Origin of the sequence: Caldicoprobacter faecalis, assembly GCF_900115765.1 — a bacterium.
Taxonomy (GTDB): Bacteria; Bacillota; Clostridia; order Caldicoprobacterales; family Caldicoprobacteraceae; genus Caldicoprobacter; species Caldicoprobacter oshimai.
The window spans coordinates 1-25,271 of the sequence record NZ_FOXR01000020.1; the positions used below are offsets into that span (position 1 = coordinate 1).

Annotated in this window: 21 protein-coding genes, 3 pseudogenes and 1 riboswitch; of the genes and pseudogenes, 17 read left to right on the forward strand and 7 right to left on the reverse strand. The window is 47.3% G+C overall.

Going from position 1 to position 25,271, the window contains the following annotated elements:
• Positions 1–377 precede the first annotated feature (377 nt).
• From purE to BM241_RS08175, 8 genes and pseudogenes are all read left to right on the forward strand, one after another.
• The gene (gene purE, locus BM241_RS08140) at positions 378–872 is read left to right on the forward strand and encodes a 5-(carboxyamino)imidazole ribonucleotide mutase (protein WP_025747503.1); all 495 of its coding nucleotides are present in this window, start codon (positions 378–380) and stop codon (positions 870–872) included.
• Positions 869–1,612: a phosphoribosylaminoimidazolesuccinocarboxamide synthase gene (purC, locus tag BM241_RS08145; RefSeq protein ID WP_025747502.1), complete on the forward strand. Its 744-nt coding sequence runs from the start codon at positions 869–871 to the stop codon at positions 1,610–1,612. The genes purE and purC overlap by 4 nt, the downstream gene beginning before the upstream one ends.
• Positions 1,613–1,682: 70 nt before the next feature.
• Positions 1,683–3,086, forward strand: a complete 1,404-nt coding sequence (gene purF, locus BM241_RS08150) for an amidophosphoribosyltransferase (RefSeq protein ID WP_035146602.1) — start codon at positions 1,683–1,685, stop codon at positions 3,084–3,086.
• 205 nt (positions 3,087–3,291) lie between these two features.
• Positions 3,292–4,320 (forward strand): phosphoribosylformylglycinamidine cyclo-ligase, encoded by a 1,029-nt coding sequence (purM, locus tag BM241_RS08155; protein WP_092282484.1) that lies wholly within the window; start codon positions 3,292–3,294, stop codon positions 4,318–4,320.
• A pseudogene (gene purN / locus BM241_RS08160) lies at positions 4,317–4,934 on the forward strand (phosphoribosylglycinamide formyltransferase); the annotation flags it as partial. The gene purM and the pseudogene purN, both read left to right, overlap by 4 nt.
• 19 nt (positions 4,935–4,953) lie before the next feature.
• Positions 4,954–6,501: a bifunctional phosphoribosylaminoimidazolecarboxamide formyltransferase/IMP cyclohydrolase gene (gene purH, locus BM241_RS08165; protein WP_092282486.1), complete on the forward strand. Its 1,548-nt coding sequence runs from the start codon at positions 4,954–4,956 to the stop codon at positions 6,499–6,501.
• Between the two features lie 102 nt (positions 6,502–6,603).
• Entirely contained in the window at positions 6,604–7,869 is a 1,266-nt protein-coding gene (gene purD / locus BM241_RS08170; RefSeq protein WP_092282487.1) for a phosphoribosylamine--glycine ligase, read from the forward strand.
• A gap of 50 nt (positions 7,870–7,919) precedes the next feature.
• On the forward strand, positions 7,920–8,450 hold the full coding sequence (locus tag BM241_RS08175) for a cob(I)yrinic acid a,c-diamide adenosyltransferase (RefSeq protein ID WP_025747497.1): 531 nt from the start codon (positions 7,920–7,922) through the stop codon (positions 8,448–8,450).
• Between the two features lie 226 nt (positions 8,451–8,676).
• On the opposite strand, the gene BM241_RS13145 is transcribed toward BM241_RS08175, so the two are convergent.
• From BM241_RS13145 to BM241_RS08190, 4 genes and pseudogenes are all read right to left on the reverse strand, one after another.
• On the reverse strand, positions 8,677–9,162 hold the full coding sequence (locus BM241_RS13145) for an ACT domain-containing protein (protein ID WP_394328179.1): 486 nt from the start codon (positions 9,160–9,162) through the stop codon (positions 8,677–8,679).
• Positions 9,142–9,897, reverse strand: a pseudogene (gene dapB, locus BM241_RS13150) (4-hydroxy-tetrahydrodipicolinate reductase); the annotation flags it as partial. The gene BM241_RS13145 and the pseudogene dapB, both read right to left, overlap by 21 nt.
• A gap of 206 nt (positions 9,898–10,103) precedes the next feature.
• Positions 10,104–10,991, reverse strand: coding sequence for a 4-hydroxy-tetrahydrodipicolinate synthase (gene dapA / locus BM241_RS08185; protein ID WP_025747495.1), 888 nt, complete (start codon positions 10,989–10,991; stop codon positions 10,104–10,106).
• 37 nt (positions 10,992–11,028) lie between these two features.
• Positions 11,029–12,048, reverse strand: a complete 1,020-nt coding sequence (locus tag BM241_RS08190; RefSeq protein WP_092282489.1) for an aspartate-semialdehyde dehydrogenase — start codon at positions 12,046–12,048, stop codon at positions 11,029–11,031.
• Between the two features lie 224 nt (positions 12,049–12,272).
• A riboswitch (Lysine riboswitch) is annotated at positions 12,273–12,455 on the reverse strand.
• A gap of 191 nt (positions 12,456–12,646) precedes the next feature.
• Between BM241_RS08190 and BM241_RS13155 the strand changes: the two are divergent.
• From BM241_RS13155 to BM241_RS08225, 7 genes and pseudogenes are all read left to right on the forward strand, one after another.
• Positions 12,647–12,871: pseudogene (locus BM241_RS13155) on the forward strand (ISLre2 family transposase); the annotation flags it as partial.
• A gap of 574 nt (positions 12,872–13,445) precedes the next feature.
• Entirely contained in the window at positions 13,446–14,618 is a 1,173-nt protein-coding gene (locus tag BM241_RS08200; RefSeq protein WP_092282490.1) for an iron-containing alcohol dehydrogenase, read from the forward strand.
• Between the two features lie 127 nt (positions 14,619–14,745).
• Complete coding sequence (locus BM241_RS08205) at positions 14,746–15,909, forward strand: M20 metallopeptidase family protein (RefSeq protein ID WP_092282491.1); 1,164 nt, start codon at positions 14,746–14,748, stop codon at positions 15,907–15,909.
• A 130-nt stretch (positions 15,910–16,039) separates the two neighbouring features.
• Positions 16,040–16,861, forward strand: coding sequence for a YesL family protein (locus BM241_RS08210; RefSeq protein ID WP_025747490.1), 822 nt, complete (start codon positions 16,040–16,042; stop codon positions 16,859–16,861).
• Between the two features lie 78 nt (positions 16,862–16,939).
• A complete protein-coding gene (locus BM241_RS08215; RefSeq protein WP_025747489.1) occupies positions 16,940–17,683 on the forward strand; it encodes a class I SAM-dependent DNA methyltransferase in 744 nt (247 codons plus the stop codon).
• A gap of 68 nt (positions 17,684–17,751) precedes the next feature.
• The gene (gene hslO / locus BM241_RS08220) at positions 17,752–18,654 is read left to right on the forward strand and encodes an Hsp33 family molecular chaperone HslO (protein ID WP_092282492.1); all 903 of its coding nucleotides are present in this window, start codon (positions 17,752–17,754) and stop codon (positions 18,652–18,654) included.
• A gap of 573 nt (positions 18,655–19,227) precedes the next feature.
• Positions 19,228–20,982: a tetratricopeptide repeat protein gene (locus tag BM241_RS08225; protein WP_177206128.1), complete on the forward strand. Its 1,755-nt coding sequence runs from the start codon at positions 19,228–19,230 to the stop codon at positions 20,980–20,982.
• 83 nt (positions 20,983–21,065) lie between these two features.
• Here the strand turns inward: BM241_RS08225 and BM241_RS08230 are convergent, their stop codons facing one another.
• Positions 21,066–21,404, reverse strand: coding sequence for a hypothetical protein (locus BM241_RS08230; RefSeq protein WP_025747486.1), 339 nt, complete (start codon positions 21,402–21,404; stop codon positions 21,066–21,068).
• A gap of 182 nt (positions 21,405–21,586) precedes the next feature.
• On the opposite strand from BM241_RS08230, the gene BM241_RS08235 reads away from it, so the two are divergent.
• The gene (locus tag BM241_RS08235) at positions 21,587–21,781 is read left to right on the forward strand and encodes a DUF3006 domain-containing protein (RefSeq protein ID WP_169729736.1); all 195 of its coding nucleotides are present in this window, start codon (positions 21,587–21,589) and stop codon (positions 21,779–21,781) included.
• A gap of 108 nt (positions 21,782–21,889) precedes the next feature.
• Positions 21,890–22,927 (forward strand): YkvI family membrane protein, encoded by a 1,038-nt coding sequence (locus BM241_RS08240; protein WP_025747484.1) that lies wholly within the window; start codon positions 21,890–21,892, stop codon positions 22,925–22,927.
• Positions 22,928–22,947: 20 nt separating this feature from the next.
• Here the strand turns inward: BM241_RS08240 and BM241_RS08245 are convergent, their stop codons facing one another.
• Both BM241_RS08245 and BM241_RS08250 read right to left on the reverse strand, forming a co-directional pair.
• Positions 22,948–24,309, reverse strand: coding sequence for a CCA tRNA nucleotidyltransferase (locus BM241_RS08245; RefSeq protein ID WP_092282494.1), 1,362 nt, complete (start codon positions 24,307–24,309; stop codon positions 22,948–22,950).
• Between the two features lie 119 nt (positions 24,310–24,428).
• Positions 24,429–25,175, reverse strand: coding sequence for a hypothetical protein (locus tag BM241_RS08250; RefSeq protein WP_025747482.1), 747 nt, complete (start codon positions 25,173–25,175; stop codon positions 24,429–24,431).
• Positions 25,176–25,271: the final 96 nt, after the last annotated feature.

Sequence of the window (25,271 nt, forward strand, 5' to 3'; positions counted from 1 at the left end):
GTCATTTCTTTTTGTGTCATGTTGAATATCTCCTCTCTCATGTATGACATTATATCAGAATAATTTCAATATGACATTATCACAGAATAACAACAAACGTTCGATTTTTTTATTGACATTAAAGCCGATCACTGTTAATATAATACTAGAAACACCGAATAATATCGTTAAATCTCGCAATAATGTATCCATTTTTGAGTTTCAGTGTCTAAACTGCCTGATCCTTTGATACAGCTTTCACAGTGGTTTGCATTGACTGACAGCAAGTGCTCACTGATAGCAAACGTTGGAGGAAATGGACAAAACGGAAATCCGGTTAGCTAGGGCCAATGGGGTTTAAACAGCCTAAAAAGCTACGCGAGAGGGAGGGATAAGGGATGCCTAAAGTTGGCATTGTAATGGGAAGCATATCCGATCTGGAAGTGGTAAAGGGCGCCAAAAAGGTTTTGGAAGGCTTTGGAGTGGAAGTGGAGATGCGGGTGCTTTCGGCTCACCGCACGCCCGTCGAAGCTGCCCGGTATGCTCAGGATGCAGAGAAAAATGGCATAGAAGTATTGATCGCCGCCGCCGGCAAAGCAGCGCACCTGCCGGGGGTTTTAGCGGCTTATACCACTCTACCGGTTATCGGTTTGCCCATCAAGTCTTCTACCCTCGATGGGTTAGATTCGCTACTGTCCATAGTGCAGATGCCATCGGGAGTGCCCGTGGCAACCGTGGCCATCAACGGGAGTGAGAATGCTGCTCTGCTGGCTGTGCAAATGCTGGCTTTGCGCTATAAGCACTTGGCAGATAAGCTAAGGGAGCATAAACAGCGTATGGCCCAGCAGGTGCTTGAGCAGGATAAAAAGCTTCAGGAGGAGGTTATATCATGAAAAAATTACAGCAGCTTTATGAAGGCAAGGCCAAAAAGGTGTATGCCACAGATGACCCCAACTATGTCATTGTAGAGTACAAGGATGATGCCACAGCTTTTAATGGCTTGAAGAGGGGCACTATTGCCGGCAAAGGCGTTGTCAACAACAAGGTGTCCAACCACCTGTTTCAGCTTCTTGAAAAGCACGGAATTCCCACCCATTATGTACAGGAGCTGAACGATAGAGAAACTTTAGTTAAAAAGGTTCAGATAATCCCTGTGGAGGTCATTGTGCGAAACATAGCTGCTGGCAGCTTGTCAAAGCGTTTGGGGATTCCCGAGGGTACAAGACTAAAGACCACCGTTCTTGAGTACTGCTATAAGAATGATGAACTGGGAGATCCAATGGTGAACGAGTATCACATCTATGCCATGGAACTGGCTACCAAAGAGGAGGTGGCCAGGATTGCCGATATGTCGCTTCGAGTAAATCAAATCCTGTCTGATTATCTGAAATACGTCAACGTGGAGCTCATCGATTTTAAGCTGGAGTTTGGGCGCTTCAACGGTGAAGTCATACTGGCCGATGAGATATCGCCCGACACCTGCCGCTTCTGGGATACCCGTACAGGTGAGAAGCTCGATAAGGACAGGTTCAGACGAGATATGGGCAAAGTTGAGGAGGCATACCAGGAAATACTCAATCGGCTTATGGGCAAATCTGCTGAATTAAACGCCAGTGGCATAAATTGTGTATGAGGTTATTTTTCAGTTTGATGATGTTCAATTACATTGCAGTAGTGATACTTGATTAGAGGGATGATGAGGAATGTATCCCAGGGATCCATTTTTAGCAGATAAGTTAAACGAGGAATGCGGGGTTTTTGGCATATTTGATCAGGATGGGCTGGCTGTCGAGGAGATAACCTATTACGGGCTTTATGCCCTGCAGCACAGGGGACAGGAAAGCGCCGGCATTGCGGTGGCCGATGGCCACACTATACGTTATCACAAGGGGAGAGGATTGGTCCCCGAGGTATTCGACGAGGACACGCTGGACACGTTGAAAGGCGGCAAGATCGCCATAGGGCATGTACGCTATCCAACTTGCGGTGATACCAGTTTGTACAACGCCCAGCCACTGGTCATTAAGTATAAAAAGGGATTTCTGGCTTTGGCGCACAATGGGAATTTAGTAAATGCCAATGCACTCCGTACCGAGCTGGAGGAGGCGGGTGCGGTTTTTCAAACCTCGGTGGACAGCGAAGTCATAGCAAACCTCATTGCCAGGCATATCGACGAAGGGCTGGAGACTGCTATACAGAATACCATGTCAAAGCTGAGAGGGGCGTATGCCCTGCTTTTGATGACAGAGGATAAGCTCATTGCAGTCAGGGACCTTTACGGCATGAGGCCTTTGGCCCTGGGAAGGATCGGTCATTCCTATGTGGTGGCATCTGAATCATGTGCTTTTGATGCGGTGGATGCCGAGTTTATACGGGATGTGAAGCCGGGGGAAATAATAATCATCTCGCAGGATGGGCTCAGAAGCATACAGACACCTGTGCCGCTAAAATCTGGGCTGTGCGTGTTTGAATTCATCTATTTTGCCAGGACTGACAGCACCATAGACGGGGTCAGCGTGTATACGGCCAGAAAGGAAGCGGGCAAGATACTGGCAGCCGAACACCCAGCCGACGCCGACCTGGTAATAGGGGTGCCCGATTCGGGAACCACTGCCGCCCTTGGATATGCCGAGGCCTCGGGCATTCCGTTTGGAGAGGGACTTATCAAAAATCGGTATGTGGGCCGAACCTTTATAAAGCCCAGCCAGGCTATACGCGAGCAGGGGGTCAGGATAAAGCTCAATGCTTTGAGAAAGATCGTCAAGGGCAAGCGGATAGTTATGATAGACGATTCCATAGTGAGGGGTACCACCAGCAAGAAGATAGTGGAGATGCTCAGGTTGGCGGGCGCCAGAGAGGTTCACATGCGCATCAGCTCGCCACCGGTTCGCTTCCCATGCTATTTCGGCATCGATACGCCCACAAAGGAGCACCTTATTGGTGCCAGGTACAGCGTTGAAGAGATATGCCGTATAATAGGCGCCGATTCGCTGGGATATTTGAGCATTGAGGGGCTGCTCAAGACGGTGGAGGGCAGCGGTTGCGATTTCTGCCTGGGGTGCTTCAGCGGCGAATATCCAATAGCTGTAGAGGGAAAAGCCGAATAACGGCAGCGCTGGTCAGGCTGTGGGTGATGGCTCAAAGCGCTGCCTTGTGCGGGATGTTTTATAATATAATTTACAAAAGGGATGAACACCAATAATATAAAAGATGGACGGTACAAACCTGTCTTTGACTAGAGGTATGCCATCGTTATGATGATGAACAAAAATAAAGATGAACGGCCAGCGCTAGAGAAAGGGGTAAGGGCATATGGGCTATACTTACAAGGATGCGGGCGTTGACGTAGAGGCAGGATATACAGCTGTTAGGCTTATGAAGGAATTTGTGAAAAGGACATATGATAAAAACGTCATAGGCGATATAGGCGGCTTTGGAGGCCTGTATTCCCTGGATTTGGAGGGCATGAAGCAGCCTGTGCTGGTGGCCGGAACCGATGGTGTAGGTACCAAGCTGCAGCTTGCTTTTATAATGGATAAACACGATACCATCGGCCAGGACTGCGTGGCCATGTGCGTAAACGACGTGGTGTGTCAGGGAGCCAGGCCTTTATTCTTTCTTGATTATATAGCGACGGGCAGGCTTAAGCCTGAGAAAGTAGCGCATATAGTAAAGGGCGTTGCAGATGGATGCATTGAAGCGGGGTGTGCCCTCATAGGCGGTGAAACGGCCGAGATGCCCGGGTTTTATAAGGAGGAAGAATATGATATAGCCGGCTTTGCGGTGGGAATAGTGGATCGGGCAAAGATAATAGACGGGTCCACTATCAGGGAAGGCGATGTGCTTGTAGGTCTGGCTTCCTCGGGCGTACATAGCAATGGCTATTCCCTGGTTAGAAAGCTGGTGCTAGAAGCCAAAAACCGCCTTGGGGAGCGGTATGACGTGCTGGGGTGTACGGTGGGAGAGGAGCTCCTCAAGCCCACCCGGATATACGTAAAGGGTATTCTCAACGTGCTCAAGCGGTATCGGGTAAAGGGAATTGCCAATATAACGGGAGGAGGGTTTATTGAGAACATACCCAGAGTTTTGCCTGAGGGCCTTGTGGCCGAAATTCAGGTAGGGAGCTGGCCTGTACTGCCAATCTTTGAGCTCATCAAGCGGTGGGGCGACATAGAAGACAGGGAGATGTTCAATACTTTTAACATGGGAATAGGCATGGTGCTGGTATGTAGCCCTGAAGAGGTGGATGGCATCATTGGCCAGCTGAAAGGCGATGGTTACCCTTCCTATGTGATCGGAAGGGTCGGGAGAGGAACCGGCGGGGTGGTGTTTATCCGGTGACCCGTATAGGAGTGTTGATTTCTGGAGGTGGCACAAATCTTCAGGCGCTGATCGATGCCATTGAGGCTGGCCGTATACCGGATGCGAGAATTGTAGTGGTCATATCCAATCGTAAGACGGCTTATGGCCTGGAAAGGGCGAGAGCCCATGGCATTCCCGCCGAATGCGTACTGAAGAAGGACTTTGAAAGTGAGGAGGCTTTCAACGGGGCGATTTTGGAGCGGCTTAAATTTTACAGGGTGGATTTGGTTGTGCTGGCCGGGTATTTGAGCATTCTATCTCCGGAGGTTGTGCGGGCTTATCCGAATCGCATCATCAATATACATCCGTCCCTGATTCCCGCTTTTTGTGGGAAGGGATTTTATGGAGAGAGGGTGCATCGCGCGGTTTTAGATTACGGAGTAAAAGTAACAGGCGCAACGGTGCATTTTGTGGATGAAGGCACCGATACGGGGCCGATAATACTTCAGCGTCCCGTTGAGGTGAGGGATGACGATGATGTGCACTCGCTGACCGCAAGGGTACTGGAGGTGGAGCACCAGCTTCTGCCAGAAGCGGTCAGGCTGTTTGTGGAAGGAAGGCTTGTGGTGGAGGGACGCAAGGTCAGGATTTTGGGAGGGAGTGAACGAGAGCATGAGAAGGCGTGCTATAATCAGCGTATCGGACAAAACCGGCATTGTAGAGTTTGCCAGGGCGTTAAGCAGTATGGAGGTGGAGATAGTATCCACCGGAGGGACGGCTAAGACGCTGGCCGAGGCTGGTATTCCTGTAATAAACGTAAGCGATGTTACTGGCTTTCCTGAGTGCCTGGATGGAAGGGTGAAAACGCTGCATCCCGCAATTCATGCCGGGGTGCTTGCCATCAGAAAGAATGAGCAGCACATGAGGCAGCTTAAGTCCCTTGGCATCCAGCCCATCGATTTTGTGGTGATAAACCTGTATCCTTTCAAGCAGACAATACTTAAAGGAAATGTACAGCTTGAAGAGGCCATAGAGAACATAGATATCGGTGGCCCTACCTTGCTCAGGGCTGCTGCCAAGAATTATCAGGATGTGACGGTGATTGTGGACCCTGCTGATTACAGCATGGTGCTGGGCGAACTGGCAAAGTATGGTGAAGTGTCGCAAGAGACCAAGTTTAAGCTGGCGGTTAAAGTGTTTGAGCACACCGCACATTACGACGCGCTTATTGCCGGCTATTTGAGAAAGCAGATTAAGGACGCTGGTTTCCCTGAGCTGCTCACTCTTACCTATGAAAAGGTGCAGGATTTGCGTTACGGGGAAAACCCCCATCAGAAGGCGGTGTTTTACAGGGAAGTGCTGCCGGTACCTGGCAGCCTAACGGGGGCCAAGCAGCTCCATGGCAAAGAGCTTTCTTTCAACAACATCAGCGATACTAACGGGGCTTTGGACCTCTTGCGGGAGTTTGATGAACCCACCGTGGTGGCTGTCAAACACGCCAATCCCTGTGGGGTGGCCAGCGCTCCAACCATATATGAGGCATATATGAAGGCATATGAGGCTGATCCCATATCCATCTTCGGTGGGATTGTGGTAGCCAATCGCGAAATAGACGCGCAAACCGCAGCTGAGATAAACAAGATATTCATAGAGATTGTGGTGGCGCCTTCCTATACCGATGAAGCTCTCGAAATATTAAAGAGGAAAAAGAACATTCGTATACTGCAACTTGAGGATATTTCAGCCAGGCCGCCGAAAGGAATTTGGGATACCAGGAAGGTGCTGGGCGGTTTGCTGGTGCAGGATATGGATACAGAGCTTTTGCCCGATATGTCCCAGCTTAAGGTGGTAACCGAGAAAAAGCCCACAGATGCCGAGATGGAAGACCTGATATTTGCCTGGAAGGTGGTAAAGCACACCAGGTCCAACGGCATTGCTATAGCCAAGAACAAGCAGTCGCTGGGCATAGGGCCGGGTCAGGTCAACCGCATCTGGGCAGTGGAGCAGGCCATACAGAGAAGCGGGGATAAGGTAAAGGGTGCGGTTCTGGCATCCGACGCGTTTTTCCCGTTCCCGGATTGCGTGGAGGCTGCCGCAAAGGCCGGCATTTCAGCCATAATTCAGCCGGGCGGTTCGATCAGGGATCAGGAGTCCATAGATGCCTGCAACAGGTATGGAATTGCCATGATATTTACCGGCATGAGGCATTTCAAACACTGATTGTGATGCGATGTGCAGGCTACTGGCGTACTATGTAATACAGAAGCTGCAGTGCCCAAATACAGGGTTAGATATAATGATGGTAATGATGGGGTGAATCGAATGAAGGTACTGGTTGTGGGAGGTGGCGGGCGCGAGCATGCCCTGGTGTGGAAAATAAGCCAAAGCTCCAGGGTTTCCAGGATTTACTGCGCACCGGGCAATGGCGGTATATCGGAGCTTGCGGAGTGCGTCAATATACCTGCCACCGATGTGGAGGGAATAGTGCGCTTTGCAAAGCAAAACAATATAGACTTAACCGTTGTGGCGCCCGATGACCCTCTGGCAATGGGGATGGTGGATGCGCTGCAGGCCGAAGGCCTCAGGGCATTTGGCCCCACCAGGGATGCTGCCATGATAGAGAGCAGCAAGGTATTTGCCAAGAATCTGATGCACAAGTACGGCATCCCTACTGCAAAGTACAAAGTTTTCGATAATTATGACCAAGCGGTCAAATACGTGGAGCAAATAGAATATCCCGCTGTTATAAAAGCTGAGGGGCTGGCCCTGGGCAAAGGCGTTATAATTGCCAAGGACGTTTATGAGGCAAAAGGCGCATTAAGGGCCATGATGGTGGACAAGGTATTTGGCCAAGCTGGCCTGCGGGTGGTCATTGAAGAGCATTTGACTGGCCCGGAGGTTTCGGTTTTGACCTTTACTGATGGGAGGACCGTCATACCCATGGTCAGCGCCCAGGACCACAAGAGGGCATACGACGGAGACCAGGGCCCAAATACGGGTGGTATGGGGGCTTTTTCGCCCAGCCGCGTATATGCGCCTGAGGTAGCAAAAGAAGTGGAGGACTGCATAATCAGGCCCACTATCAGGGCTATGGCTGAGGAGAGAAGGCTATTCAAAGGGGTGCTGTATTTTGGTTTGATGCTTACCGAGCAGGGCCCCAAAGTACTGGAATACAATGCAAGGTTTGGCGATCCCGAAACACAGGTGGTGCTGCCGCGCCTTAAGACCGATATAGTGGATATATTTGAAGCGGTGATCGATGAACGGCTTGATGAGATAAACATCGAATGGGAGGACAATGCGGCCGTCTGTGTGGTTTTGGTATCGGGAGGTTATCCCAAATCGTATAAAACGGGATATGAGATTTCGGGCATTGAGGAGGTATTGAAGGAACCTGGTATTATGGTATTCCATGCCGGGACCAAGAAGATAGGCGGGAAATACTATACCAGCGGGGGCAGGGTGCTGGGCGTAACGGCCATCGCAAAGGACCTGGATACGGCCATACAGAAAGTTTATCAAAATGTAGAGAAGATACGCTTTGAGAATATGCATTATCGCAGGGATATAGGAGGAAAACGTAACTAATGCTCAAAAATGAAGAATATTTTTATTTGGTTGATTACGGAGGTTTGGTTATGGAAGTTGGCTATGTGCAGGTATACACCGGGGAGGGGAAAGGTAAGACCACTGCTGCGTTGGGACAGGGGCTAAGGGCTGTGGGCAGGGGGCTTAAAGTTGTGATGGTGCAGTTCCTCAAGGGGATCGAATCGGGAGAGCTGGAAGCGGCAAGGAGGCTTGAGCCCGAATTCACCATTATGCGGTTTGCCGAGACCAAGAAGTTTTTCTGGCAGCTTACCGATGAGGAAAAAGCGCAGCTTAAGGAGAAGACTCAGGAGGAGATGCAAAAGCTTGAACAATTGATGGAAGAGGGCTCATGCGATGTGCTAATACTTGATGAGATTATGGCGGCCATACACAATGGGCTGGTGGGCGTAGAGCAGGTATGCCGGCTTATAGACAATAAGCCCAAAGGGATGGAGCTTATCTTGACCGGCCGTGACGTGCCCCGTGAAATTGCCGACAGGGCTGACCTGATAACTGAGATGCGCAATGTCAAGCATTATATGGATAAAGGCGTTCCGGCAAGAAAGGGAATTGAGTATTAGTGCTCTATTAGAGCTGTTTTAGAATTATGTCTGTTTAACAAAAAACAAATTAAAATGGCATAAAATAAAAACAAATAAAAGCGCTCCTTAAATCCACAATGTATCAGGGAGCGCTTTTTATTTGTTTTAAAGTTTTCATATTCTTGAGATGGTCTGTGCTCAAATTTTTACGGCGTACTAGCTTAAGAGGCCGCACACCTTAAAGCTTGAATACCGTGCCACCTTACTACAGTTCAAATGCCTCCATGAGCGCTTCCAGAGCCTTCTTTTCGTCCAGTTGATGGATTATATAAGAAATTTTGGTTTCAGAGGTGGTTATGGCCATAATTTTGATGTTTTGCTGTGCCATGATGCTGAACACCTTTGCGGCTATACCAGGTTGCTGCGCCATCCCCGGTCCTTCAACCGATAGCTTTACTATGCCCTCATACGTGTTAAGGCTTATAGTGGGGAGCAAGGTCTCAAGGTCGTTGACCACCTCTATGGCTTTTCCTACGTCTTTGCGGGGCACCGTAAAGGATATGCTGAGCTGACCGTTAACGGGAGTGGTGTGGCTTATCATGTCTATATTTATATCTTGCTGAGCAATGCTCTGGAATATCTTAGCAATGGCTGCTGTGTCGTCAGGTATGTTATTTATGGTGATTAAAGCCTGCTGGTTGTCGGAGTTGATGTTTGTGACAGCCGCCTGTTCGTTTAGCATATCCTTCATGCCATACAGGCCGGGAGATTTTCTCACTATGTATTTGCAGGCGCGCAGTGCGCCCAGGGCAAATATTTGCCTTGAATAGGCGGTATGGGTAATCTCCAGCACTTCGTCGCTGCCTGCAAACAGTACTGTGTGCTGGCCGGGTATGGTACCTCCTCTGACGGCATGTATTCCTATTTCTGACTTGGAGCGCCTTTGGTTTTTGGAGTGCCTTCCATAAATATAATTCTTTGAATTGAGCAGGGTCTGGTTTATGGCGTCGGCTAAGGCGTATGCGGTGCCGCTGGGTGAATCGACTTTTTGGTTATGATGTTTCTCGATAATTTCGATGTCAAATTCATCGCCCAGGGTGGATGCGGCTTTTTGCGCCAGCTCCAGCATAACGTTAACCCCTAAAGACATGTTGGCCGAGCGAAAAATTGGAATGCTTCGGGAAGCCTGCTCTATAAGCTTTATATCGTCTTGCGAAAAACCTGTGGTTGCAATCACTGCTGCTATTTTACGCTCGTTTGCAAAGGCCAGCAGGTCGGCAAGAGCCGCTGGGGTGGAAAAATCCACAATTACATCGGCCGTTTCTTTGCATTGGCTCAGAGAGCCATAGGTGGGGAATGGGTTTTGTTTGCTGTCAGGGAATTTATCTATACCGGCTACAACCTGGATGTCAGGGTCGGCGGCTGCAGCCGAAGCAACCGCCTGACCCATTTTTCCATTGCAACCGTGAATGATGATTCTTATCATTGGTGTATTTTCACTCCATTTCTCTAATTGGATTTGATTTTATTTGAGCTTGGAAATCCGACTTTGAAAACCTATTTTTCCTAGTAAAATCAGCAGCTTAGAGACAAAAATGATGGATTGTAAGCAAAATCTCAGGCGAAATTCTGTATTTTAATGACTGGCTCTTATGGGCAAGCTTTTATGTTAGCGAGGCTATGCTGTCAAGCCTACTGCTGTATGGTAAGGCCGTACTCCACCATCCTCTTTTTGAGGATTTCCAGGTTTTGTTCCGACATATCGGTCAAAGGCATTCTGAGCTTACCGGCATTCATTCCCATGAGGTTCAAAGCGGTCTTTACCGGTATGGGGTTGACCTCTAAAAACAAGGCTTCGATCAAAGGGTTCAGCTTAAATTGAAGCTTTCGACTTCCTTCAATGTCTCCGTTTAGGAACTTGGCTACCATTTCATGGGTATCCCGGGGAGCTATATTTGCCACCACCGATATGACACCTTTTCCTCCAAGTGCCAGTATGGGCACTACGATGTTGTCATCTCCCGAGTATATGTCTATCTTATCACCGCATAGCCTAGCCATTTCGGTTACCTGGGCTATGTTGCCGCTGGCTTCCTTTATGCCGACTATATTGTCTATCTTTGAAAGCTCTTTTAAGGTTGAAGGGGCTACGTTGAGGCCCGTTCTGCCCGGCACGTTGTATATTATGATGGGGATATGGACGGCATCGGCTATGGCTGCGTAGTGCTGGATCAGGCCTTTCTGCGTGGTCTTATTGTAATAGGGGGTTACGATGAGCAGCGCATCGGCACCCAATCTCTCGGCCTCTTTTGAGTCCTCGATGACGGTGGCGGTGTTATAACCACCCGTCCCGGCGATGACCGGAACCCTTTTTGCCACCTTTTCAACGGTGAAGCCTATGACAGAATACTTTTCATCCCTGGTCATGGTGGGCGGCTCTCCGGTGGTACCGCACACCAGTATGGCGTCGGTACCTTCCCGTATTTGGAACTCTATGAGGTTGGCTAAGGATTCAAAGTTGACGCCCTCATCTGTAAAGGGTGTAACCAAGGCAACGCACGACCCGGTAAATACGCTCACTATTAATCACTCCCTGATATTTTTTACTAAAATTTCCTTACCTGGCAAGCTGACCATTTTCCCAGTATTCGACAACCTTTTGTGCTATTTGTACGGCGTTGGTAGCTGCTCCCTTTCGTATATTATCTGCTACTACCCATAAGTTTACACCGCTGGGTACGCTTTCATCCCTTCTTATGCGCCCCACAAACACTTCGTCCTTGTTTTCTGCGTAAATGGGCATGGGGTACTGGTTGTTCTTCGGGTCATCCACTACAATGACGCCAGGCGATTTTGCTAAAAGCTCTCTCAGTTCGTCGAGGTCGAAATCCTTTTCAAACTCGACGTTTATGGATTCGCTGTGCCCGTAAAATACCGGTACACGCACCGTAGTTGCGGTGATTCTGAGGCTGTAATCTCCCAGGATTTTTTTGGTTTCCTGGATCATCTTCATCTCTTCCTTGGTGTAGCCGTTATCCAGGAATACGTCTATATGTGGAATGCAGTTGGCAAATATGGGATGAGGGAACTTCTGCAGGGTCTTTTCGCCGCGTATTCCGTTTTGCAGGTCCAAATAGCCCTCCATGCCAGCGCCCGACACCGCCTGGTATGTGGAATATACGATTCTCTTTATTTTATAGTGGTCGTGCAGCGGCTTGAGCACCACAACGGCTTGAATGGTGGAACAGTTAGGGTTGGCGATTATCCCTTTGTGCTTGAGTATTTCCTGTGGGTTGACTTCGGGGACCACCAGCGGTACATCTTCTTCCATCCTCCAGGCGCTGCTGTTGTCGATGACCACGGCACCTCTGGATGCGGCTATCGGCGCAAACTTTTTGCTGACGGTTGCACCGGCTGAAAACAGGGCTATGTCGATGTTTTTGCCATCAAAGCTGGTCTCGGTCAGCTCTTCCACAACGTGGTCCTCTCCCATGAATTTTATACGAGTTCCTGCTGAACGCGCCGATGCAAATAGATAACAATTGGCTATCGGGAATTGCCTCTCCTCTAAGACCTCTAAAAATTTGCGCCCTACCATCCCGGTTGCTCCGACAATGGCTATGTTGTACTTTTGCATGGCTTTCTCCTCCTCACATTTTATAAGATGCATAATTTTTGTGCTTTTATCTTGCAGAGTTTACCTCATTATCCATCATATGTCGTTACAGGTTATGGTGCCTCATTAAATTCCGCCTTATATATAATCACGAATAAAGCGGCTGATGGATGACCAGCCGCTTTCGTATCACAAATACAACCTTTTTGCAGATGAGTTAAACCCTGCAAAACGCTTGCGATTCGAAAGCAGTTAGCGCTCCATCATTGGCTTCCAATGATGACAGTCCCAGGGCTCTTAACCCAGGGCCCAGGAGGTGGATGGCGGGGACATACCACATCCTTCGGCACCTTCCCCTTTCGACAGCTTTCATCGAACCCCGTATTCTCCAGCTGCTTACTCTTGAAAGGTGCGCCTCTAAACTGCTTCGCATATATTCATTTTCTAAAATCATATCATTTATAGCTTTAATTGTCAAACGTTTTTTGCTATTTTCCTCGAATAGGTGTAAAGATATTTACCACCACGAACAGGTGTTCGAAAATGTCAAAAATGAAAAACTTATAAGGCCGTGTAAAATTTCAGTAGGTAGTAGCAGGAGAATAGGGGTGTAATAGAGAAAAAGAGACCTCACCGGGAAAATAAACAAAACCACTTAGACGAAGTTTTAGGCTGGCCTTCTCGAGCGAAGGTTACTCCAAAGCTAAAGGAGCTACTTATCAAACTGGGTAGTGAGTTATCCTTTGGCCGGGCGGCGGAGATACTGGGATATTTAGCACCTGGGGTAAGCGTCATGAAGATATGGCAGACTTTTCAACAAGTGGGCGAGTGTTTAAGGGAGGGATAATTAATTCACTTGGTGCGAAGCGACTAGGTACCATAGAAGGGCAGATACAACACAACATAGCCCGGCGTATGATACGGGAACTTATCCGGCCAGCCTTTGGGCTCTTGTGAGATAGTTGGATGCTTTTTAGCTTTGGAAGGTGAAGAGGTAGAACCACGGCCAGTATAGCCTTTTAAGGGGTGAAGGGCTAGGAGGGGGTGTATTATTACCTTTGTGGAGGGATGGAGATAGGAGTTTTCTTTTACCGTTTTACCAGGTCAATTCCAGGGTTTGCTGTGGGTAAGATAGTAGCTAAAACTTATATGGCAAAGCTGTTCTATCAAATGGTGGGTTCTCATAGGAAAAAATTTTTCTAAAGGTACCTACTAAATCTTGACACGAACTGCTTTCCCATACTTCTTGATTTTTCCATACATATATGCTAGGATAAATTTAAAAGATGTGAGGGCATTAGTCATCCGTGAAATGGGCATAACTTGAGTGCCAAATTTCTCATTAAGTGTTCACATCAATAGATGTATAATGGTTCACATATTTACTAATTAAAATTGGGAATAGGGGGAAGTGGATTATGGAAAATTTTACATTTTTAAGCCCTACAAAGATCATATTTGGTAGGGGTGTAGAAGATCAGGTAGGAGAAGAGACTAAGGTTTACAGCAAGAAGGTTCTTTTGCACTATGGCGGGGGGACCATCAAACGCATAGGGCTTTATGACAGGGTGGTTAAATCTCTCAGGGATGCTGGCGTAGAATTTATTGAGCTGGGCGGGGTACAGCCCAATCCGCGTCTTAGCTTGGTGAAACAGGGGATCGAGCTTTGCAGGAAGCATAACATCGATTTCATCCTGGCAGTGGGGGGTGGCAGCGTCATCGATTCGGCCAAAGCCATCGCCGTTGGCGTACCCTATGAAGGCGATGTGTGGGATTTCTATAGCGGCAAGGCAGTGCCAGAAAAGGCGCTTCCGGTTGGCGTGGTACTTACCATCCCAGCGGCAGGTAGCGAGGCTAGTAAGAGCTCGGTAATTACCAATGAGGATGGGTGGTACAAGCGGGGATTAAACGTTGAGATAATACGTCCCAAGTTTGCCATAATGAATCCCGAGATTACCTTTACGCTTCCGCCCTATCAGACGGCCTGCGGCGCTGCTGACATCATGGCCCATGTGATGGAGCGGTATTTTACCCATCAAAAGGATGTCGATTTCACCGATAGGCTGTGCGAGGCCACCCTTAAGACTATAATTAAGAACGTGCCCATAGCGCTTGAGGAACCGGAGAATTATGAGGCCAGGGCTGAGATAATGTGGGCAAGCACCATTGCGCACAATGACCTTTTGAGCACCGGCAGGATTGGCGACTGGGCGTCCCATGCAATAGAGCATGAGCTGAGCGGGATATACGATGTGCCTCATGGAGCTGGGTTGGCCGTGGTATTTCCTGCCTGGATGAAATACGTCTATAAGGAGGATGTGGACAGGTTCGTGCAGTTTGCAACCAGGGTTTGGGACGTAGAGATGGACTTTGCAAATCCTGAGAGGACAGCTCTGGAGGGGATACACCGTCTTACCCAGTTCTTCAAAAAGATTGGCCTGCCAGTGACGCTGGAAGAGCTGGGTATACCGGATGACAGGCTGGAGGAAATGGCCGATAAGTGCACCAACAATGGCACAAAACAGATAGGCAACTTCAGGAAACTGGGTAGGGAAGACGTGCTCAACATACTCAAAATGGCCCGTAAATAGGGATAAAAGGCTACATTAAAGCAATTTTTATAAAACAGGCAAGATCCAGACTATGTGCAATCCCTCTTCATCATAAAGATGGAGAGGGATTGCTTTAAATTGCAGTTTTGTAGTGGAGGAATCCGTAATGCATATAGATGCAGAAATTTATCAGCTTAAAGACAGGTTGACCCAATACAGGAGGCATTTGCATAAGTATCCTGAGCTTGGGTTCGAGGTGACAGCTACCCGGGATTATATTTTATCCCAGCTTGAAAAGTGGGGCTTTGACGAGATAAGGATACTGGCCGGCAGCGGCATAAAAGCCGTCATGAAGGGCGGGGATGGAGGCACAACCCTGGCTTTCAGGGCGGATATGGATGCCCTACCTTTGCAGGAGGAGACGGGTGTCGAGTTCGCTTCGGTTAACTGCGAAAGAATGCATGCCTGTGGCCATGATGGGCACATGGCTATTCTGCTCGGGCTTGCTGAATGGCTGAGCTTGCACAAAGGGGAATTGAAAGGCAACGTCGTCCTCATCTTCCAGCCGGCTGAGGAGACAGTGGGGGGCGCTCTACCTATGATCAAGGAGGGGGTGCTGGAAAGCCCAAAGGTAGATGCCATTTTTGGTTTTCACCTGCTGCCCGATATTCCTCAGGGCAAGATAGGGCTTAGGGCCGGGCCTGTGATGGCTCAGACCTGTGAATTCATGGTAGAGATTATTGGCAAAAGCGCTCACGGGGCAATGCCCCATCGTGGGGTTGATGCGCTGTTGGCGGCCTGTTATTTTGTGAACGCTGTACATGGACTTATAAGCCGGTGGCTCTCTCCTGATGATAAGGCGCTGTTGACCATCGGGAAGCTTCATGCTGGGGAGAAAAGGAATATAATTGCAGGTAAGGCAACCATAGAAGGAATCATACGCACGTTTGACGAAGGAGTTTATGAACGCATAAAGGAAAACATTCAGGGGCTTTTAAGTGGCCTTGAGCTCTCACACCAGGTAAAGGCGCAGTATCGTGAAGATGTATACTATCCTGTAGTGAATAACGATGCTAACCTGGTAAGCCAGCTGAAGGAGTGCCTTCCGCCCGATGCGATTGTGGACGTACATCCTTTGATGATAGCCGAGGATTTTTCGTATTATCAGCAGAAAGTGCCTGGTGTATACATCTTCCTTGGCTGCAGGAATGAAAGCAAAGGCTTTACCGCTCCGCTCCATAGCAGCAAGTTTAACTTCGATGAGGAAGCGTTGCTGTACGGGTTGCAGGTCTATCATGACATTCTAAAGGGGTTTGGTGTTGTCCGTTAGGGTTTAGGTAGCTATCTCCTGCTATCTGCAGTGATAAAATTCTTCTATTGAATAAATAAGAGTTTATTGTTAGAATTAAAATGCAGGAAGTTTAATAAATAATATAAAACAATAAGAAGGGATTGTTGATATGTTTGGCGGTTTTTTTGAAAGGATGTATTATGGTAATCCCCATAAACCCGATTTGAAGTATGAAAATCTCAGGGAAAAGCCCATTAAGCTATTTTTTACCGTTTTGCAGGTGCGGTTCTGGAATCTCATTAAGCTGAATTTGCTGTATTCGATTTTTTGGCTTCCAGCGTTTATTTGGACGTATATTCAGTTGCAGGTTACTGCACAGACCGGGGAACCCATAAGCGTATTTTACTTCTTGGTACTGATTCCCTGTCTCCTTTTTGCTGGGCCTGCGACGGCGGGTGTCACTTATGTGCTCAGAAACTGGGCGAGGGATGACCATGCCTGGGTTTTCAGCGATTTTAAAGATGCGTGGAAGATGAACTGGAAAGAAAGCTTGATCGTCATGTTCATCAATGGGCTTGCGCTGATGATATTCTATGTAAATTTGACTTTTTACCGCGCAATGGCGGCACAGAATATCTTGTTCCTCATGTTGTATTACTTTATGTTGATGATCGGGCTTATTTACGCCATGATGAATATCTATATCTTCCCGATGCTGGTCACTTACAAGTTAAAGGTAAGGCAGATATTCAAGAATGCACTGCTTTTTACCTTGGCAAAACTCCCTCATACTTTTATAATCTTTGTGTTGATGGTGGCTTTGTTTATAGCCAGCGCCTGGTATATATTTCCTGTATTTTTTGTGGGATTGACTTTCCCCATGTTCATAGGTGTTTCATTGGCCAACTGGGTGTTTTATAAGTACATGGACAGACCCGCCAATAACGCGGCCGAGAGTGATGCCGATAGAGAGAAGCAAGATGAGCAGTGACGGCCGTGAAAGGGATGTACGGCTGCCCGTGGTTATGATGGGGGGAACAGAGTATTAAATCGAATTGAGAAGGGGTAGATGGATATTTACAACGGTTTTGCTTATATTTACGATGCATTGATGCAAGATGTAAATTACCCAAGGTGGGTTGACTATATTGAGCTGTTATTTAAACACTACGGCGTAAAGCCACGGCAAATAGTGGATCTGGCGTGTGGCACGGGTAATGTCACCATCCTTTTGAAAGAGAGGGGCTATGAGGTCATAGGCATTGATCAGTCGGAGGATATGCTGTTCGTTGCACGGGAGAAGGCGCGTAACAGAGGGATGAACATCCCTTTTATATTTCAAGATATGCGCTATATCAGCCTTCATCATCCTGTGGATGCCATGACGTGCATTTGTGACGGCATCAATTATATCCCTTCAGAAGAGGAGCTTGATCTGGTATTTGAAGGCGTATACAGGTATTTAAACCCTCAGGGAATTTTCATATTCGACATCAGTTCCTACTATAAGCTTTCTTCGATATTGGGAAATAATACGTTTGTGAGGACCGCTGAGAATATAAGCTATATATGGCAGAACTATTTTGATAGGCGCTCTAGGATATGCGAGATTGAGCTGTCATTTTTTGTTAAAGAAGGGGAATATTACAGGAGATTTGATGAGATTCACTACCAGCGCGCTTATGAGGTGGATGAGATCGTCGAGCGCCTTAAAAAGAACGGCTTTGAAGAGATAGGGGTATATCAGCCTTTTACGCTGAAGCCACCAAAGAAGAGGGCTGAGCGTATTTTTTTTGCAGCTAAAAAGGTATGAGCTGCAGTGTAAGGATTGGTAAAACTCACAAAACACTACTATACTAAAGGAGAAAAAGGAGGTCGCGGATGAAAGATTACGTAATCAGGGTTACAGCTGCCAACGGATTTATTCGCGGCTTTGCTGCTAGGACCACCGATTTGGTACAGGAAGCCCAAAGGCTTCATGGGTTGTCTCCCATAGCCAGCGCTGCATTGGGACGTGCCATGACCGCTGCCGTTATGTTGGGCATCGACATGAAAGGCAAAAGGGATACCCTTTCGCTCATCGTAAAAGGGGATGGCCCGTTGGGCAGCGTTGTGGTGGTGGCAACTTCCGGCGGTGATGTAAAGGGGTATGTTGCAAATCCCAAGCTGGATTTACCGCTTAATGTTCACAATAAACTGGATGTGGCAGCTGCTGTAGGTAAAAATGGCAGGATAACTGTTATAAAGGATCTGGGATTGAAAGAACCGTATATAGGACAAGCCAAACTGATATCGGGTGAGATAGCCGAAGATGTGGCTTATTATCTCACGGTGTCGGAGCAGCAGCCTTCAGCGGTGGCGCTGGGCGTGCTTGTCAATCCCGATTATACCGTAAAGGCTGCTGGCGGTTTTATCGTACAGGCCATGCCGGGGGCGCCGGAGGATGTTATCGCTGCCATTGAAAAGAGGATTAACAATAGCCCCCCCATCTCCCGCCAGTTTGATGAAGGCAAGACCCCCGAAGAGGTGCTTGAAAATATCTTGGGTGAGCATGGGATGAAGATAAATGCTGTAGTGGATGCACGGTTCAAATGCGATTGCAACAGGGAACGCCTTAAGGGCATTTTGATGGGCATGGAAGAGAAAGAGCTTATCGATATTATAGAGAATGATAAGAGGGCTGAAGTGGTATGCCATTACTGCAATAAAAAATACATCTTCGAACAAGAAGAGCTAAAAGAGCTGTTAGAACAGAGAAGAAAAGGTCAACAACCCACCGCTTAAAGAAGCGGGGGCTTGCGAAAGGCCCCGGTTGACTAGCCTCAGCCACCAGCAAAAAGCTGACGGGGCTACGTTAGACAGGTCATGACACCCCGGGGTGCTGCTCAAGCTCCGGGCTCTGTCGTACAGGTTTAAACAGTCCTGAGGGGTAGGGGCAGTGACCTGTACATGACAAGCCTGTCTAACATTGGCGATGAGCACCTAACTCCGCAAGGAGGCTTACCGCATATGGTGTATGTAATCTCAAAGGCAGGGTTGGGATAATAGCGGGTTTAAGGGGTAGTGAATATTTTGCTATAAGAAGTCTTTCAGGGGAGAAGATACGCGATAGTGCAAAGCATAGCAAGTTAAGGTTTATAGAAAGGGCGAAGACGTTAATGTTAGAAAGGAGGAAAGAGCGTATTTCTCTCCATCTTGAAGAAGATGGAGTCTCCTGTGCTCGGTTATGATGAAGAAAACCCGGATAATGAGCAGTAATCCGAAATCTCGATGCAAAAAACTAGCTGGCTGTATAGAGCTTTTCGGGATTATATGCTATAATAATTCCCAAGAATTATGTTGAGTAAGGAGCGGAATATGGCGGGAGGATTATCTGCAAGGACCAAAAGGAAGGTCATTCCTTTTGAACAGAATGGGCAGTTTTATTACAGAAAAGCCAGAAAATACGTTGAAAGCAATAATTATATAGACGCGCTAAGCTTTTATCGCAAGGCTGTTGAAAAAGACCCTGACAATCTGGAATACAGGTTGGATTTGGCCCAGGTCTTTACCGAAATGGGCTACTATGAAGAGTCCAATCAGATATTGCTCTATATACTGCAAAGGGATGAGAACAAAGCCGATTGTTATTTCTGCCTAGGGTGTAATTTTTTAGGGCTGCAGGAGTATGAAAGGGCAAAGGAGTGTTTCGAAAAATACCTCCAGCTGGACCCTGACGGGATCTATTCCGAGGATGCCGAAGATTTGCTGGATATACTTCAAAGCCACGAAATTTATTTTGACAACGATTTGGAGATTATGCTGAATCCAGGCAGGGAGCGGCTCTATAAGCTGGCTAACAAGGGTAAAAACTTTTTGGATATGGGGGATTACAAGAGGGCTATACGCTGTTTGGAAAGCGTGATAAAAAAGGATCCCTCGTTGATATTTGCAAGAAACAATTTAGCTCTGGCTTATTTCTGCGTGGGACGATTGGATGACGCTATTCGTGTCTGTCAAGATGTGCTGAAGGAGTATCCGCAGAACATCCATGCCAACTGCAATATAGCTATATTTTACCATGAGAAGGGATTGGAGGAAGAGAGCGAAAAGCACCTGCAGACCATACTGGGCATAGAGACCAATGACCCCGAAGAGATTCACAAGATCGCTGTGACGCTGTGCGAGTTGAAAAGGCATAATGAGGCTAATAGGCTGCTTAAGCGATTGTTACAATACAAGCCGTATGACATAAAGATACTCCACTATATCGCGGTTTCTTATTTTAATACTCAGAGGTATAAGGAGGCGCTGAAATACTGGAGCAAGATCGACAAGATAGCGCCCAACAATACCATAAGCAGCTTTTATAAGAGGTTAACACGGGCTATAATGACAAACGAAAGGGAATTCAGCGAGATATCCTATCATTTTCAGGTTCCGTATGAAGAGATCATATATCGTATAAAGAAGATTAACGACTTGCTTAAACTTCCACATAAGGACTTGAAGAAGAGATGGAACAGCAGTGATGAATTGTTGGGTTTGCTGAAATGGGGGCTGGAGCTCAACGATCCTTCAATAAAGAGGGCTATTTTGAGCGTCATCGCCTCGTTTAAGGATGAAAAGGCTGAAAGCTTCTTGAGGGAGTTTATACTGAAGAAAAGCGTGGATGATGAGCTGAAGAGGGAAGCGGTTATGCTGCTTAAGCAGATGGGCGCTCCTGAGCCATATATAGCCTATCTGGACGATAATATAGTGCAGATCAAGATAGACGTCGTGGCTAAAAATCCTCCTGGTGACCTCCCTCAGGTCTTTCGTGATGTGGTAAACATGGCAGTTGAGATGATGAAGGAGCGTTATCAGGAAGGCTTTGAGGTCCAGGTGCGTGAAATATGGAATAATTTTGTTTCGGCGATGTTGCCCTATGGTTTGCCCAGGATAAGGAAGCCGGAAGCGTGGGCTGCAGCGCTGGAACTATATTATTGTTTAACTTCTGGCTTTGCTGTGGATAAGATGGAACTAGCCCATCGCTACGGCGCTGCATATTCTACCGTATTGAATGCTTGCAGGCGCATCAGCCTTACATTGCTGGAAAACGAGTACAACAGGGTCACCCCTTATCTGCAATAAAAAAGGCTGCTGAAATCATTTCAGCAGCCTTTTTTATATTAAACACTATGAAGGGGTACGTCAGTTGCTTTGGCTATAGGCTGTTAATTCTGCGTGTTTTCATCAGTGGTTTCGGTTGCCTCGCTGTCGCTGGAGGATTCCTGGTCGGTTTCCTGTGTCTCTTCAGTGGTCTCCTCGCTGTCAGAAGCTTCTTCGTTTTCTACGCTTTCTTCGCTATCAGCAGATTCGTCATCTTCATTTGCTGTTTCTTCTGTTGATTTATCAGAGGTTTCTTCAGTTGCTTTGTCAGAGCTCTCTTCAGTGGTTGTAGTTTCCTGGCCAGTACCCTCCTGCGAATCTGTGGATTTGCTCTGGCAGCCTGTGAATACCACTGCTGTGATTAAGAACAGAGCCGTTAGTAAGACCGCTGCCCACTTTTTCAAGATGTTTCCCTCCCTTCGAGATATTTATGTAACGTTGGCCAACGCATGGCATATTATAGTAAGAAAGTATGAACAAAGTGTGAACAAATTGTAAATACCTTATGAATTTTTTGGAGAATTTTACCCTTTTAAAATGGGACATAAAATGGTATCATGAATTGGTGGGGAGAGGAGGAATTGGCGTGCAGTGGGATGTAGTGGTAAAACGCGTTGAAGGCCATCAAGCGGTGGTATCATTCCAAGACGGGGAAGAGGTTGTCATACCGCTGAAATACTTGCCGCTTCAGTGTCGCGTTGGTGATGTGCTCAAAATTGAAGTGTATTTTAACCCCTTTGAGACATTGGAGCGTTTATTCAATGGGCCTGAAAGCGTATAAAGCATATGGGGCGTTAAATCCAAAATAAGGCATGACAGCTCTGCCTTCCGAATATTCATACTTATAGAAGGTTTCATTGTGTGAATGTTTGGAAGGTGGAGTTGGGCATTGAGCAGATATAGCCGTGTCATGTTGGGCGTAAGAATTGCTTTTGCATACGTGGGCACCGTGATAGGAGCCGGCTTTGCATCCGGCCAGGAAATATTGCAGTTTTTTACCATGTATGGGAAGTATTCTGTGTTTTCCATCCTGCTGGCCACTTTTTTGTTTGTATGGGTGGGAATAAGCGTTTTGAAGATGGGCTTTGAGCTGAGGTCTAGGTCGTTTCGGGATACCATGAAGCTAGTTTTCGGAAGGGTATCCCCTTTCGTCAACGCGTATATGATGCTGGCGATAATGACGATCGCAGCGGCCATGCTGGCCGGAGCAGGCGCGCTGTTTGAAGAATATGTCTGCATCCCTTTTTATATAGGGGTAGGCATAACGGCCCTTGTGGTGTGGGTGATCGTGGCTTTTGGGTTGAAAGGTATCTTTGCAATAAATACCTGGATCATCCCCGTCATAGTGATCTTTAACGTTTCTGTGTTTGTATACAGCCTCCAGGTTGATGGCTACGCAGTCGATGCTGCCCCAGGGTTTGATGTGACGGTTTTCGATATCGTCAAAGCCGGCATATCGTATGCTTCTTTCAATATTGTGCTGGCGGTGGGAGTCCTGACCTCCGCAGGCTCTGGGGTGGATGACCCACGGGTTCTGAAGATGGGAGGCGTTTTGGGAGGCGTCATATTGGGGGCAATGCTCCTTATGAGCAACTATTCTTTGATGCGATATGAGCCTGAGATTTACGAGTTTGAAGTTCCCATGCTGTACATAGTACACCGGATGGGGCCTTTTTTTTGTGCGGCTTTTGCGGTGGTGATGTGGGGAGCCATACTTACCACTCTTGTGGCCAACGTGTTTTCGGTGGCGTGTGCGGTCAATGACATTTTTAAATTGCCTGTGCGCATAGCTCTGTTGCTTACTATTGTAGCCTGTGCTGTGCTGTCTTTTATAGGTTTTTCACGCATTGTGGCTTTTATTTACCCCTTACTGGGGGTTATAGGATTTATTGTAATCTCGGTGATGTTGTTTTTGACCAAAAAATGAGGACCAGCCGGAAAAGCTGCTCATCTTTTTTCTTCATCCTTGTCCTGTTTGTACAACGCTTTGAGCTTGGACAGGAGAAGCTTTTTGTCGTTCCATTCGGGGTGCATGAGCACCCATTCATAGGCCTGCTGCAGGGCTTTGCCGATGTCCCGCGGGTCATCCGCACCAATTCCTATGGCCATTACGTCATGGCCGTTGATGGCTAGCTGCGAAAGGTTTAAAGCGTCCCCCCTTGCTAAAATCTCACGGGCCGTTGATGTAAGCGCAGCTATCCTTTCTGATTGTTCTTTTTGCCCTGCAGCTAAAAGATAGGCGCGCTTGAGGTCAAAAAGATTGAAGGCGTCCTGGACGCCCAGGTTGCCCATGAGCTTCCTTATCTGATAGGCCGCTTCGGCCGTATTGCTACTGAATTGCACCGGAAAGCTGGATACCAGCTGCGTCACCCTATGCACGGTTTTGTTGTCATAGCGCAATCGTCTCAGGGAGCGCTCCACCGATTTGACCTTGTCTGGCAGCTCGGGAGCGTAGCCCTTTATCGTTTGATCCGGTGTGCTGTCCGGTCGTGCAATCATGCAGCAGTACAGCGCAGCAAGCCGCAGCACGCCATCGGCCCTGCACAGCTTTACCGCTTTGAAGGCTAGCTGCCCTGTATGGGACAAGTACTGGCTGAATTCTGGGAGTATCACTTCAAATGTGCCGGTTTCGTAAAGCAGCACAAGAGACTCAAACGGGTCGGGAGCAACCATTATTTTGTTGAGCTCATCGCGGATTCTCTCGGCGGATATCCTGGAGAGCAGGTGATGGTGAGCGCAGGCTGCCTTAAAGGTATTCTCCTCCAGTCTAAAGCCCAGTTCGGCGCAAAACCTGATTCCTCGCATTATACGCAGCGGGTCTTCCGCAAAGCGGCGTTCTGGTTGGCCCACTGTCCTTATAAGCTTTCGCGACAGGTCCCCAAGCCCGTCAAAGGGGTCTATCAAAGGTTCAGACAAATAGGGATTATATGCCATGGCGTTTATGGTGAAGTCGCGCCTGGATAGGTCTTCAATGATATCTGATAGAAAGGTTATTTGGGCTGGATGGCGGAAGTCGTTGTACTGTCCCTCTCCCCTGAATGTGGTCACCTCAACAGGCATATCGTTTATGATGACCGTTACGGTGCCGTATTTTTTGCCGGTGGGAATGGTGCGGGCAAACGAGAATATCCTCTCGATATCGTCAGGGTGAAAGGATGTGGCCACATCCCAGTCGTTTACGGGCCTGCCCAGGAGGGCGTCGCGAACGGCACCGCCCACAACGTACGCCTGTCCACCCTTTTCCATTATTCGGTTCAATATTATTTCGACTTCCTTGGGAAGGGATATATTGATGCTGGAGTTCATCATCAAAACAAATACCCTCTGTGGCTATTATATATTTATTTTTCAGAAATATGATTTATTATGCTAATTTCATATCAGCTCTACTTAAAATTATGATATGCCTAATATGATTAGTCAATGCCTTAAGCACCATATTTATCTTCTAACTTCTCTAACTTATCAAATATTCCCTGGACCCAGTCATTGTCATTCCAGATATCTGGGTTATCAATGACCTGCGCCTCGCCTCTTACAACTACATCAATACTATCCAAACCATTGGTATACCAGTCTAGAATCACAAGCCTTCCATCCTGATTTCCTACCAGGAATTCTGTCGGCTCTGCTGAATAACCAACTCCACTATCTATACGTGCTCCTATTTTAAAATAAATCACGGCATTATCAATATAATTAACTTCATAAACACCACATGAGACATCATCGATTAAGCTGGTTACATTAGCTTTTTTACGTATAGATTGTTCCACTTTTATTTTCCGTTCAGTATAAGCCTTGAGATTTTCATTGGATATATAAAGGTCCAGATTTATATCAGAATTATTTCTTGCTGCATAATAATAATCAGTTAGAGCGGATTGACACAAATCATACGCCATATTAAAATCCCAAAAGCCTATTTTATCGTCTTCTTTTGCATAATAGTAGGGTTCTCCATTGTCATTTTCTGCTGTTTTGGCACTCTCATTCAAGTGGTTGGTGCCAATTATATCGCCAGAGTTTTCTCCATCTGAAGGAGTATCAGGGGGAGTGGCCTCCGAGGCACTAATATGGTTTGAACCTGAGCAGCTTGTCAGTAAAATGAAAATCAATACAAGGCATAATCCGATTCTCATTCCTGGGCTGAGTTTTTTATAATGCTCTCTCATGATTTACACCTCTTTCATTTTTGGTTTTTAGTCTCCCCCAGATAGATGTCTTCAGCCTTTTTGGTACGATCCAGATTCGTTTTAGCCTCCTCATTG

What these genes read in the sequence shown, in the direction of transcription:
- purE (WP_025747503.1), top strand. Translation starts at nt 378, where the DNA reads ATGCCTAAAGTTGGCATTGTAATGGGAAGCATATCCGATCTGGAAGTG.
- purC (WP_025747502.1), top strand. Translation starts at nt 869, where the DNA reads ATGAAAAAATTACAGCAGCTTTATGAAGGCAAGGCCAAAAAGGTGTAT.
- purF (WP_035146602.1), top strand. Translation starts at nt 1,683, where the DNA reads ATGTATCCCAGGGATCCATTTTTAGCAGATAAGTTAAACGAGGAATGC.
- purM (WP_092282484.1), top strand. Translation starts at nt 3,292, where the DNA reads ATGGGCTATACTTACAAGGATGCGGGCGTTGACGTAGAGGCAGGATAT.
- purH (WP_092282486.1), top strand. Translation starts at nt 4,954, where the DNA reads ATGAGAAGGCGTGCTATAATCAGCGTATCGGACAAAACCGGCATTGTA.
- purD (WP_092282487.1), top strand. Translation starts at nt 6,604, where the DNA reads ATGAAGGTACTGGTTGTGGGAGGTGGCGGGCGCGAGCATGCCCTGGTG.
- BM241_RS08175 (WP_025747497.1), top strand. Translation starts at nt 7,920, where the DNA reads ATGGAAGTTGGCTATGTGCAGGTATACACCGGGGAGGGGAAAGGTAAG.
- BM241_RS13145 (WP_394328179.1), bottom strand. Translation starts at nt 9,162, where the DNA reads ATGAAGGATATGCTAAACGAACAGGCGGCTGTCACAAACATCAACTCC.
- BM241_RS08190 (WP_092282489.1), bottom strand. Translation starts at nt 12,048, where the DNA reads ATGCAAAAGTACAACATAGCCATTGTCGGAGCAACCGGGATGGTAGGG.
- BM241_RS08200 (WP_092282490.1), top strand. Translation starts at nt 13,446, where the DNA reads ATGGAAAATTTTACATTTTTAAGCCCTACAAAGATCATATTTGGTAGG.
- BM241_RS08205 (WP_092282491.1), top strand. Translation starts at nt 14,746, where the DNA reads ATGCATATAGATGCAGAAATTTATCAGCTTAAAGACAGGTTGACCCAA.
- BM241_RS08210 (WP_025747490.1), top strand. Translation starts at nt 16,040, where the DNA reads ATGTTTGGCGGTTTTTTTGAAAGGATGTATTATGGTAATCCCCATAAA.
- BM241_RS08215 (WP_025747489.1), top strand. Translation starts at nt 16,940, where the DNA reads ATGGATATTTACAACGGTTTTGCTTATATTTACGATGCATTGATGCAA.
- hslO (WP_092282492.1), top strand. Translation starts at nt 17,752, where the DNA reads ATGAAAGATTACGTAATCAGGGTTACAGCTGCCAACGGATTTATTCGC.
- BM241_RS08225 (WP_177206128.1), top strand. Translation starts at nt 19,228, where the DNA reads ATGGCGGGAGGATTATCTGCAAGGACCAAAAGGAAGGTCATTCCTTTT.
- BM241_RS08245 (WP_092282494.1), bottom strand. Translation starts at nt 24,309, where the DNA reads ATGATGAACTCCAGCATCAATATATCCCTTCCCAAGGAAGTCGAAATA.
- BM241_RS08250 (WP_025747482.1), bottom strand. Translation starts at nt 25,175, where the DNA reads ATGAGAGAGCATTATAAAAAACTCAGCCCAGGAATGAGAATCGGATTA.